This window comes from Chitinophagales bacterium, assembly GCA_016787225.1.
Lineage (GTDB): Bacteria > Bacteroidota > Bacteroidia > Chitinophagales > JADJOU01 > CHPMRC01.
Map to the genome: position 1 here is coordinate 17,528 of JAEUUY010000014.1, position 12,722 is coordinate 30,249.

9 protein-coding genes are annotated in these 12,722 nt (G+C 36.3%); 4 read left to right on the forward strand and 5 right to left on the reverse strand.

The features are described 5' to 3' along the window. Positions 1 to 33: 33 nt before the first annotated feature. The 3 genes from JNL75_04885 to JNL75_04895 are packed head-to-tail and all read right to left on the reverse strand — an operon-like array spanning position 34 to position 4,329. On the reverse strand, positions 34 to 1,455 hold the full coding sequence (locus JNL75_04885) for a TolC family protein (protein ID MBL7789151.1): 1,422 nt from the start codon (positions 1,453 to 1,455) through the stop codon (positions 34 to 36). Further along, positions 1,445 to 2,764 (reverse strand): HlyD family efflux transporter periplasmic adaptor subunit, encoded by a 1,320-nt coding sequence (locus tag JNL75_04890; protein MBL7789152.1) that lies wholly within the window; start codon positions 2,762 to 2,764, stop codon positions 1,445 to 1,447. The genes JNL75_04885 and JNL75_04890 overlap by 11 nt, the downstream gene beginning before the upstream one ends. 2 nt (positions 2,765 to 2,766) lie before the next feature. Then, entirely contained in the window at positions 2,767 to 4,329 is a 1,563-nt protein-coding gene (locus JNL75_04895) for an ATP-binding cassette domain-containing protein (GenBank protein MBL7789153.1), read from the reverse strand. Positions 4,330 to 4,539: 210 nt separating this feature from the next. Between JNL75_04895 and JNL75_04900 the strand changes: the two genes are divergently transcribed. From JNL75_04900 to JNL75_04910, 3 genes are all read left to right on the forward strand, one after another. Beyond that, positions 4,540 to 5,211, forward strand: coding sequence for a TetR/AcrR family transcriptional regulator (locus JNL75_04900; GenBank protein ID MBL7789154.1), 672 nt, complete (start codon positions 4,540 to 4,542; stop codon positions 5,209 to 5,211). Between the two features lie 6 nt (positions 5,212 to 5,217). After that, positions 5,218 to 5,919, forward strand: coding sequence for a TerC family protein (locus tag JNL75_04905; protein MBL7789155.1), 702 nt, complete (start codon positions 5,218 to 5,220; stop codon positions 5,917 to 5,919). A gap of 61 nt (positions 5,920 to 5,980) precedes the next feature. After that, entirely contained in the window at positions 5,981 to 6,991 is a 1,011-nt protein-coding gene (locus JNL75_04910) for a T9SS type A sorting domain-containing protein (protein ID MBL7789156.1), read from the forward strand. A gap of 382 nt (positions 6,992 to 7,373) precedes the next feature. Here JNL75_04910 and katG read toward each other — a convergent pair whose 3' ends face one another. Then, positions 7,374 to 9,629, reverse strand: a complete 2,256-nt coding sequence (gene katG, locus JNL75_04915) for a catalase/peroxidase HPI (protein ID MBL7789157.1) — start codon at positions 9,627 to 9,629, stop codon at positions 7,374 to 7,376. A gap of 87 nt (positions 9,630 to 9,716) precedes the next feature. Between katG and JNL75_04920 the strand changes: the two genes are divergently transcribed. Continuing rightward, entirely contained in the window at positions 9,717 to 10,652 is a 936-nt protein-coding gene (locus JNL75_04920; protein ID MBL7789158.1) for a LysR family transcriptional regulator, read from the forward strand. A gap of 155 nt (positions 10,653 to 10,807) precedes the next feature. Here the strand turns inward: JNL75_04920 and JNL75_04925 are convergent, their stop codons facing one another. Further along, complete coding sequence (locus tag JNL75_04925; GenBank protein ID MBL7789159.1) at positions 10,808 to 12,472, reverse strand: hypothetical protein; 1,665 nt, start codon at positions 12,470 to 12,472, stop codon at positions 10,808 to 10,810. Positions 12,473 to 12,722 lie beyond the last annotated feature (250 nt).

Here is a 12,722-nt window from a genome sequence, read left to right on the forward strand (position 1 = left end):
TCTTTTCTTTGAAAAAAAATCACAGACAACTAACTACTTCAAAACCCCCGCACTCCACTTCACTTCATAGATAGATTTGAAGTATTTGGTCTTGAGTTCAATCATTTTCTCGAGTGCTTCGAGCGCTTTTATTTCGCGGGCATTGATGGTGAAGAGGTTGCTTTCTCCATTTTTAAATCTGGTCTCTTCTGCTTTCACCATAGTCGAATAATTCTCATAGTTTTCGTATTGTAGTCGATTCAATTTTTCATAATTGAGATAACTGTTAAAATAGGTTTTTATCTTCAGAGATACGCTCTGTACTTTTTGTTGTAATGCCAACTCACCATAGTTGATTTTCAATTTCGCTGACTTATAGTTGGCACGTCCTTCTGATAAGCGAAGCGGAATGTCGAGTTTGAGGCTGTATTGATAGTTTTCAGTGAAAGGTCGTACTTCATTGACAGAAAAATTTTGAGGACCTGTATTGCTCAGCATTCTATAATTCAAATCTAACTTTGGCAATAAATCCTGAAAATACATTCGCCGTTGAACCCGGTAGAAATTCAATTGTTCTTCATACATTTTTATCTCTGGGTGATTAGACGATCCTTCGTTCATGAGGGCTTCATAGCTGAGATTGGGCTGTGCCGATCGAAACTTTTTATCCCAATTTTCATTTGGAATCACTGTAGGTGGAAGGCTATAGGGCGTTTCATTTTCTTTCCATAAATAGATAGAGAGTTCGTTACCCGCGTTTAAAAAATCGGTCCATCGATTTTCTTTTTCTATCTGGAAACTCAGAAGTTGTGTTTTAGCTTCTACCGAATCTATCGATGGTCGCTCTCCATAGGCAATACTTTGTTGTACAAATTTCAATCGAGCCAGGTTGTTATCTACGAGCTCGTCCATAATTTTAAAGGTCTCATAAGCCTGCACCCAATCCCAATAAGCTTTCATAGCATCGAGCATCACATCATTAACCATCTTTCGTTGCTCATGTATGGATAGTCTATTCATAATTTTTGCTTGCTCGAGATAGCCTCTTCTCTTATCATAGATGAGATTTTTCAGTAGCGGAATATTCACTCCTACAAAAGTCGAATTACCGGTAGTGATTGCATTGTCCAATCGCTGACCCGTCATATTGGCTATACCAGCTTCAAAATCGATTCCATACCATGTAGGTATTTCTATCCCCAATTCTTTGGTCTGATAATAATCTTCTTTTTTGAGATTCTTCTCGCCCATTTTTCCCGAAAGAGTTGGGTCGAAACTACCACGACTTCCTAAAATGTCATTTTCCGAGATTTCCACTTGAATATTCGCTTGCCGTATGACAGGATGAAATTTTCGCATAATCGTTAAAACCTGATCTGGAGATAAGCGATTTAAACTAGTTGCTTTTTCTTGACTCAGTAAACTAAGGCAGGTAATCCATAAGGCAACGACACAAAAAAGATTTTTATTTTTCAACCTTCGTTGGTGTTTTATTATTCATCTTGTAATAATCAGGTGGGAAGCCATTGATATTTCGCCATACTTCATACCAAATCGGAACTTCCTTGAGCAGGACTATACTTTTAGCTCCCGAACCCACCTTGATTTGTTTTGGCCATGGGTCATCCTTTTTATCCTCCACGACCAAGACTCTAAACATCCCGTTGTCACTAATTGTATTTTCAAATGCAACGATTTCACCACCAAAAGTACCATAACTACCTTTGGGCCATCCTGTAAATACGATGGTAGGAAATCCATCAAAAATCATTCGAACTTTCTGTCCTTTTTCTATCAATGGTAAATCTACGGGACGCACAAATACTTCTACAGCATAAGCACTATTTCTGTCGGGCACTACGAGACCTATGACCTCACCTTCCTTGAGGATTTCTCCGATACCAGAACGAGCTACCTGCACTACCTGTCCGTCTTGTGGTGCTTTTACGATATACTGTTCGCTGCGCACTTCATAGTTAGATACTTGATTTTCCAGCTTGGCTGCCTCGGCCAGAGAAGTATTGGCATCGCTCAATGACGACAAACGATCACCCTCCGCTTTTTGCTTTTTTTCCATGTATTCTTGTTCGGTACTATTCTGCTCTACTTGATTGTTGATGATTTCTTGCTGCGTCTGGGCTATTTTATTTTCTACAATAGTCTTTTTAGCCAAGGCATTTTGAAAGGATACCTCGCGCTGCTGCAGCTGAGTCTGTGATACGAGACCCTCCTGAAACATCTTGCGCTGACGGTCACGCTGGTCTAGCGCTAGATTATAATCATTGGTGGCGGCCACCAATTCGGCTTGTTCCGCTTTGAGTTTACTTTGTAACTGAATACGATAGTTTTTTAATTGTTGAATTTTTAAACTCCGACCACGCTCTATAGCTTCTATTTGGTATTGAGTCGCATTGGCTTTGCCTTTATAATAATCGATACTCGCTCGCTTGGCACTCGCCTGTTCGCGTGTGCGCTCTACTAGTTTTGGGTCGAGATAATTGTCTTTCACCTCTGTCAAAACTAATATCGTATCTCCTTTGCGCACAAAATCTCCCTCCTTCACTTTCCATTGTGCTATGCGACCTCCTATCTGAGTTTGAATATTCTGAGGACGATTTTCTTGCAGTCTGGTCGTCACCAAACCATTGCTCTGAATATTCTGAGTCCAAGGTAGAAATAGAAAAACTATGAAGGCAAGAATACTTCCCTTTAACCAATAGCTAAAACGCATAACGCGCTTCTCGCTGTATATGTGGCTGTATGATCTTTCTTTATAGTCTCTCATCGCTATCGAATACTTGCATTACCATTTTCTAAATGAAGAACCATATCGCTTCGCTGGATAACTTCTTTATCGTTTGCGATAATGACTATCGTTGTAGATTTTTTAATCTTATCCAAGTAGTCCAAAAGTGCCTTCTTCTCCCCATCGAAAAGTCCTATGAATGGTTCGTCCATAAAGAGCATTTTCGGCTTGTGTATCAAGGTTCGTAGTAGAAGAATTTTCTTGACCATATTAGTAGATAGCCTAGAACCCAGAGGCTCTAAAATAGTATTTAACCCATGCGCATTACCTTGAATAATCGAGTGAAAATTTAGTTCCTTAATAAGAGATATGACTTCTTCACCCTCTATGCCTTCTTTTCCCAGTGTAATATTTTCTAAAAGGCTTGCGGTTATTATCTCTTGATTGCGGAAATAAAAACCTGAATGCTGTCTGAGAGACTCGATATTATAGCCTGAAATTTCAAAGTCCTCTATCTGCAAACTTCCTTCGTAGCGTCTGTAGAGCGAAGCTAAAACTTTTAATAAGGTGGTTTTACCTTCGCCTTCATTTCCTGTAATAGTGGTTATCGTATTGCTATTGATTTTGAAATTTAGTTTCTCCAATACATACCGGGAACTATCTTTAAATTTGAAACTGAAATTATGAAACTGAAAATAGGGGCCCGAATCGCTATCTGGTTTCCATATTTGTGATTTTTCATCTTCCTTTGCTTGTTCATAAATACTTTCGATTTTCGCCAATCCTGTGGCGACATCATATAAACTATCGAGGTGGTAAATGAGTTTCTCTGTGGCACCTATCACCATTAGAATAACAATTTCTGCGGCTATAAACTCACCAATATTGATTTTCTGCTCGATGAGCAAATAAGTTCCTATCCCGAGCATAGCCGCCGTAATAAGTACTTTGAAACCAATTAAGGCTTTGTACTGCGTTACGAGTATATTGAAGTGTTTGTTTCTATCTATCAAGTATTGCGCAGCGAGTTCATCCGTTTTTCTAATATGTAAATCCGAATTCTGAGCAAATTTAAAAGTGCGAACTGCTCTGGCAATATCCTCGAGCCAGGAAGCAAGCGCATACTTGTCATCGCTTTCTTTAATCGATGTAACTAAGCCTAAATTGGAAGTATATTTCAAAATAAGCCAAAGCAGCACTATAAGGAAGATACCAAAAATTATGAAGCTGCTCTCATAAAATGCCAATACTATCAAGCCCATAATGATTTGAATAGAGGCCAAGGGGATATCCAATAATAATTTGGACAAGCCTTTCTGAATGCCAAATATCTCAAAGTAGCGATTGACCTTTTCTGGCAGATAATACTTGCTATTGTCTTGCAGATCAATACTAATCAAGGTTTTTGTGATTTCTAAGGAATTTTTAGTGAAGATTTTTTGCTGTAAAATTTCAATCAATTTCAACAGATTGAGATTCAATACTCCTACAATAAAAACACCGATAATAACCAAGATGATTAGGACATAAATGGACACGACTAGCTGTGCACCAAAGCTAAATCCAATGATTGCTTGAATACCTAAAGGCAAGGAAAGCTGCACAATTCCACTAAGAATAGCAAAAGAATAGATAGCGGATATCTCTTTCCGGTATTCTTTAGCGAGATTTAAAACCCGTCCCCAAGTTTGTAGTGTGCTGATATTCTTAAATTTTAATTTGCAATAATAGTAATACTATCGCAAATAAATGCTTTAATATTATTTTTAGTTCCAACTATAACATTTTTTATATCTTTGCTTTCGATTAGCAATATGGAAGTAAATATTAGCTTTAGTGTCAATCCCCAATTATATAAAAAAAATCCAGAGGAATCTGCGATAGGTAAGGAAATTGTGGGACAAAGTATAGAGCTGATAAATGAATTAGGCATTGAAAATTTTACCTTTAAGAAACTAGCAGTAAAGATAACACATACTGAAGCTACTATCTACAGATATTTTGAAAATAAGCAAATGCTACTCCTCTATATCGTGAATTGGTATTGGCTTTATTTAGATTTTTTGATAGAGTTTAAAATTCAAAATCTCAATGAGCCCAAGCAAAAAATAGAAGAAGTTATAGCCATACTCAGTCAGAATCTAAGCAATACCAAGTTGACATCATATTATAACTTAGCACCGATTTTTCAGATTATTATTCGAGAGGGTAATAAAGTATATCTGCATACCGAGGTTAAAAAAATCAATAACATCCAACTATTTAAACCTTATAAAGATTTATGTGCAAAGATAGCAAGCATATTCCAAGCCTATAATGCAGACTATAACTATGCACATTCTCTAGCTAGTACTTTGATAGAAACTTCTCATTTGCAGATTTTCTTTGCAGAGAACCTACCGCGTCTCACGGATGTCAATGAAAAAAACAAGAAAAATTATACCTATCAATTTCTTTCTGACCTTATTTTTAAATCTTTAAATTAAAGCTTTATGGAATTTCTAGTGCCACTAATCACACTTATCATTCTTGAAGTCATTCTCGGTATTGACAATATAATTTTCATTTCGATATTGGCCGACAAGCTACCTGCTGAGCAGCGAGATAAACTGCGCTACTGGGGTATAGGACTCGCTATGGTCATGCGTCTCATTCTCTTGTTCTTTATCTCGTGGATACTCAAGTTGGATAATACCTTATTCACGCTATTCAATATTGATTTTTCGGGCAAGTCTCTGATTCTAATACTCGGAGGACTCTTCCTTTTATTCAAAGCTACTAAAGAGATTTATCATCAAACAGAAATTAAGGATGAAGATTCGCCAGTACACTCAAAGGCGAAGACCTTCCAAAAATTGCTCTTAGAAGTTATTCTGCTTGATTTGGTTTTCTCGGTGGATTCTATTATCACCGCAGTAGGAATGGTAGAGGAGCTATGGGTGATGTACACTGCAGTTATTGTCACGGTTATCATTATGCTGATAGCATCTAAACCAATCAGCGATTTTATCAAACAGCACCAATCTTTCAAAATACTAGCACTTTGTTTCTTAATGATGATAGGTGTATCACTTCTAGGGGAAGGCCTACAATTCCATATACCAAAAGGCTATATTTATTTTGCCATGTTCTTCTCATTTATGGTAGATGTAATTCAAATGAGGGCAGACAAGAGAAAAATGCAGATAAAATAAATTGATTTTCTTACCTTTGGGTTACGATTTCATTCTAAGAAATTTGTAAAAACAAAAGTTTATGAAAACAGTAAAATTATTCTATTTCCTATTAATCCTAATGGCCAGTCAGCTATTTGCTAACACATACACTAGCATACGCAATGGTAACTTCGATGACCCAAGTGTATGGGATAAGAGCCAAGTGCCGAGTTTTGAGGAGGATACCATTCTCATTTATCACGCTATTATATATAATAGAAATTCTAGTACATTTGGACTCCCAAATTGTGTGAAAAGACCTTACATATTTATAAGCGAGGTAGGACATCTCTGTATTGATAAAAATGATACTCTGTACAATATATACCTAGTCCAGCGAGGCAGATTTACAGCTAGAGAGCTACTAAGGACGGGAACTGAACATTTTGTATATGGCTCAGCTTATTCTAATAGGAGTATTCTTACCATTGGAAAATTTAAAAGTGCTATTTATGTTCGTAATCCGGGAAGATATTCTGTAGATACAGTTAAATATTCCTGCACTGACAGCATAAAAATTGACACTACCGGAATTTATAATTCTAAATGTCCACAAGGTTTATTATACATTCGCGATTCGCTTCAGGATAGTTTAACGTTAAAGTTTTGGACTCATGCTATTCCTTATATGAATTTTAGATTTCAATTTTCCGACACTACTATTTTCGCAAAAACCAATGATTCATTTACTTATAAAATGAAGACTAAAAAGGACTTTACGCTTTACGTATCCTCCACAGATATCTGCGATAGAGCGTATAAATATCAAAAGAAATACAAATTTGAGGAGAATAATTCTGGAATAGAAATCAAATATAAACCTACGGTTGAATGGCAGTTTATCGGGAACAAGAGTATTCAAGTGCGGAATGAAGACAACACCATCCTTTCTGTAATTATCTACGATTTGGCTGGTAGAAAAATTTATGAATCTACCATCAGAGGCAAAGATGAAATCGATATGAACCAAAATCCATCAGGCATCTATTATATCCGAATTCTAGATAAGGACAATCAACTTTTGAAGACAGATCGTTTTCATCTACCTTAGTGAAAATTTTTATTAGTAAAATAGGTTCTATTCAGACCTCAAACTAGGTCTCACCCTGTAAAAGGTCATTCAATACTTGTCTTTACAGATTTTAATTCAAAATTTATAGTATCCATATCTATTCTGAATTTGCAAAGATTTCATTTCTACTTCTTTTATATTTCACTTTTTTTCATTGAATGTAATTAATACCGTAAGCGTATTAGTAATAGTCCAATGTCGCATGGCTCATTGCACTAAACAAATACAGCTACGGCATTTACCATAGCTAGGTTTTAAAATGGGTTGAACCATTTTAAAACCGCTATTGGTTTAAGATTACCCGTGGACAAAAAAAGGCAGCTCTAGAGAACTGCCTTTGAATAGTCATTGAATGAAAAACTTAGTTTTTCAAATCAAATCGATCATTGTTCATAACCTTGGTCCATGCAGCTATAAAATCTTTGACAAATTTTTCTTTGGCATCGCTACTAGCATAAACTTCCGCTAGATTTCTCAGTTCGGAATTCGAACCGAAAATTAAATCTGCTCTCGTTGCTGTCCATTTTAACTTGCCTGTTTTTCTATCATATCCTTCAAAAATTTCTTTTTCGTCATTAATAGGTCTCCACGCTGTGGACATATCGAGTAGATTTACGAAAAAATCATTAGTCAATGTTGCTGCATTATTTGTCAATACACCATGTTTAGTATTATTGTAGTTTGCACCGATACTGCGAAGTCCACCAATCAAAACGGTCATTTCCGGTGCGGTTAAATTTAAAAGTTGCGCCTTATCGATCAACAGTTCTTCCGTACTAGCAGTATATTTCTTTTTCAAATAATTTCTAAATCCATCTGCTATAGGCTCCAATACCGCCATAGATGCAATATCTGTCTGCTCTTGCGTCGCATCCGTTCTGCCAGGTGAAAATGGAACCTGCAAACGCAAGCCTGCCTTCTGAATAGATTGTTCAATACCTGCATTTCCAGCTAGGACGATTAAATCAGCCATGGAGATTTTTGAAGACTTGGATTTTTGGTTAAATTCATTTTTAATTTTCTCATAGACTTTTAACACCTTGTCCAATTGTTTAGGATTGTTCGCCTCCCAGTTTCTTTGCGGTAGAAGCTGTATTCGAGCGCCATTAGCTCCACCTCTGTTATCAGAATTTCTATATGTAGATGCGGATGACCAGGCGGTAGAAACCATTTCGCCTATCGTCAAACCTGAATTTAAAATCTGCGTTTTTAACTGCTCTATTTCATTTTCATTGACTAGAGGGTGATTCATAGCAGGGATAGGGTCTTGCCATATTAAATTTTCTTTCGGGATTTCTGGACCCAAATAAGTGGTAACTGGTCCCATATCTCTATGTGTCAACTTAAACCATGCTCTCGCAAACGCATCGTCAAATGCCTTGGGATTATCATAAAAATTTCGTGATATTTTTTTATAAATAGGATCTTCTATCAGAGATAAATCCGTGGTCAGCATTGTCGGTAGATGTTTCTTATTTGGGTCAAATGCATCTGGTATGATTTTCGCCTTGGACTTCGCTACCCACTGATGTGCTCCTGCAGGACTTTTGGTAAGTTCCCACTCATTTTCGAATAACAATTGAAAGAATTCATGTCCCCATTTGGTAGGTGTAGAAGTCCAAGTGACTTCTAGTCCAGAGGTGATGGCATCTGCCCCTTTTCCTGATTTGTAACTACTCTTCCAGCCAAAGCCTTGTTCTTCAATAGCCGCCGCTTCGGGTTCGGCACCTACATGGCTGGCAGGCCCTGCGCCATGAGCTTTTCCGAAAGTATGACCGCCAGCGATCAATGCAACGGTCTCTTCGTCATTCATTCCCATGCGACCAAAAGTCTCTCGAATATCAATAGCTGCCGCCTTGGGATCGGGATTTCCATTAGGACCTTCTGGGTTTACATAAATCAAGCCCATTTGTACCGCTGCCAGTGGGTTTTCTAATTTTCTACCTTCACTATATCTTTTGTCATCGAGCCATTTCGTCTCTGCACCCCAGTAGATATGATCTTCGGGTTCCCATACATCCTCTCTGCCACCTGCAAAACCAAAGGTTTTGAAACCCATGGATTCAAGCGCCACATTGCCCGTCAGTATCATCAAATCGGCCCATGAAATTTTAGACCCATACTTTTGCTTGATAGGCCATAGAAGTCTTCTTGCTTTATCCAAATTGCCATTATCAGGCCAGCTATTCTGTGGGGCAAATCGCTGTAATCCCGCACGCGTGCCTCCTCGGCCATCTCCTGTGCGATAAGTGCCAGCACTGTGCCAAGCCATGCGTATAAATAATGGTCCATAATTTCCGAAATCTGCTGGCCACCAATCTTGCGACTGTGTCATTAAATCTTTCAAATCTTTTTTGAGTGCGAAATAATCCAATTTTTTAAACTCCTCCCTGTAGTTAAAGCTTGGACCATAAGGAGTAGAAAGATGGGAGTGCTGACGCAAAAGTCCGAGCTTGAGACTATTGGGCCACCACTCCGCATTGGAGGTGCCGCCTCCACTTATAGTTTTCTTTTCTTTTTTGGCGTGAAATGGACAGTCTGCCAAAGCATCCTTTTTTTCCTGTGCCTGTAGGCCAAGAGCCCATAAAAATAAGCTGGTAAAAATTAATTTATTCATTGGTTATTTATTTTAGTTGAGTGCAAAAATAGTCTTTACCTTTGATTGATAAAAATGATAGTTTAGATAATAATATTGATAAAATAGATGAATGTAAGGCAAATAGACTATATACTAGCGGTAGCGGAATACCGGCACTTTGAATTGGCTGCAGAGAAGTGCTATATTACCCAATCGACACTAAGTACTATGATAGCCAAGTTCGAAGATGAAATCGGATTGAAAATTTTCGACAGAAAGAAAAAGCCTTTAGACATTACCCAAGAAGGTCATGCCATCCTCAGTCAGCTTCGTGTGATACGCACCGACTTTAATCAGCTAGACGAAATAGCTCAGGAAATACGTGGAGAAATCAAGGGGAAATTGAGTATATCGGTGATACCCACCATAGCACCTTATCTATTGCCACTTTTTTTGCCCAATTTTGTAACAAAATACCCTCAACTACACATAGAAATTCGGGAACAAACCACGGATGAGATTATTCGGCTATTGCGAAGCAGATCCATAGATATAGGCATACTTTCGACCCCTTTGTATGAAAAAGATATCGTAGAGTATCCGCTCTACGATGAACCCTTTCTCCTCTTCGATACCCAACTTAAAACTAAAGATGATATCGAATTAAAGAAACTAGCTTTTAATCAACTCTGTCTGCTCGAAGAGGGGCATTGTATGCGCACGCAGGTGCTCAATCTCTGCGAACTACACAAGAAAAAAATAAACCATAAACTTCACTTTGACTATAAAGCGGGCTCTATCGATAGCCTGCTGAGATTTGTCAAAGCGAGTGAAGCCTCTACGCTGCTGCCTTTCCTCGCTGCTAAAGATCTTCCTAAAAAAGACACCAGAAACCTGCATAAGTTTTCCGCTCCTATTCCTATGCGCACCATAGGTTTGGTCGTGCATCAACATTTTGTCAAAAAGAAGCTCCTACTACAGATAGAAAAAGAAATTAAAGCGAAGGTTCTACCTTTGCTGCCAGAGGCTATCGATAAGGTCAAGATACTGGAGCCGAGGTAGTGTAAGTTTAACCATCGATTTGTTTCTGAAATATAAACTTAGCTATATTTTAGCTTTAAATTTTAAACAATAAACGTCAGTTTTTAACTATAAAATACGGTATATATACAACTGATAAATTATGATATAAGATTCTATTTAGGGAAATTTTCTTCTTATTCAGTTTTTTCTGATAAATTAATTTGTTCGATTCGCAATATTCCATACTTAGATTTTCCAGTTACTTTACCCATCGCAGCTATAGCATTTCCGTATAGCAATATGTTGTTTTCATTTGTGACGGAGCTAGATAATACTTTTACCATACAGTCTTCGTTACTTCCAATAAGCAAAGGATAACGTTCATTTTTAGTTTCACTAATATAATAAGCCGTCAAGTTTGACGCTTTTAATCGAGTAGTTACTTTTTCCTTTCTTTCATTCTCTTTATCATTTGAGCCATTGTCATTTGTTAAAATCACTAGTTTATCATTTGCTACAAAACTAAATAGACTGCTATAATTTATGAAATTATTTGCTGCAAAAGATTGATATCTTTCCATTAATCTTGTCCAAAGAATTTCATTGGTCTTATTTTTTACTTTTAAAACTAATATATTCCCAACTTCTCTATTTGTGTAACTAATAGAAGAACCATGGCCCCCTAGGCTTGTAATTCCACCGAATAAGGAAGATATCAGAGTTCCATAACTCATAGAAGAAGAACTATAATCATCCTGTTCTAGAACTAGGTAATAATTATTATTGTCATTGTTGACATTTTTTAAAGTATAATTATTTAGACCTTTCTTTTTATCTGCACCGAGACTCAATAGGATATTTTCATTAATTTCGATATCGCTTTTGTTTACTATTCCTTCATTTGACAGATTAAATACTTCTATATTATTAATCACAACTTGGTCTTTGTTTTTGACTAAATAGTTAGCTTTTACAACTTTTACATCTCCATCAATTTCATTTAATATTTTGATAGTAAAGATTTCATTCGTTGCGATAATATCAGAAACATTCAGTTCATTTCCACCATAAACAATACGATATTCATACTGCTTTGATTTCTTCGTTTCTCCAATAGTTTTCTTTGCAATTGCATATATCTCACCTTCATTCGAAATAATAATTGGTTCTAAAGCACCGAAACTTAAATATTCTATTTTCTCATATCTTTTTATCTCCGAAAATGTACTATCATAAACAATTATAACGTCATCCCATAATTCAGATTCTTTGTCTTTTATTTTGTAGTTAATTGCTGAGTACTTTTTATTATTAGAAGCATAAAAAGAAACATATGGGTTAGGGTGTTCAGATTTTGTCAAAAGTTTTGTTACCGAAATACCATCTGATTTTAATGCATCTTTACCGAGATTTACTAAACAATTCGTTTGTAGAGGAATAATTTTTAGGTAAGAATTTTCTTCAGAATCTTTAAAAAAGACGACTAATGATGGCACCCCATTTACTAAATTTGCCCCTAAAATTGAATATTCGCCTTCTTTTAATTCCGTAATATGTTTATTCTTGGATTTTATGTCCATATAAGCATTGCCTTTTCGATACATGTTCTTATCAAAACAAGAAATTTCAAGTTTGTTCAATTCATAGTCAAATCTAAAACTATAAACATCTCCAGCTATGGTTTCAAATGAACTTGAAGAATTTTCATTATAGGAACTTTTTTCCGCTAAATCAGGCGACCACTTAGCTGTGAAACCTAAGTTAGATTTGTCCTTTAGCAAAATATCTTCAATTATAGGCATTTCCTGTGCCTTTGCTGTTAGACAAAACAAGGTCCAAGTGATAAAAAGTTTAATCATAAATTGGTTTTTTTAAAATTTAGGGGTAATGGGCAATAGATTTAACTTAAATTCTTCATTAAATAAATATTGAGAAAATATACATTAACTTAGACCTTGTATAAAAATATTTATTGTTTTATACAAAGATAGCTGAGTTGTATAAAAATTCAGCAAATATTACACAGACTTTTCAGACTAACTACTCAAATACATACTCTTCACTTAGAAAAATTTCTAAAAAGAAGGTCTAAATTTTGTGACAACAAAG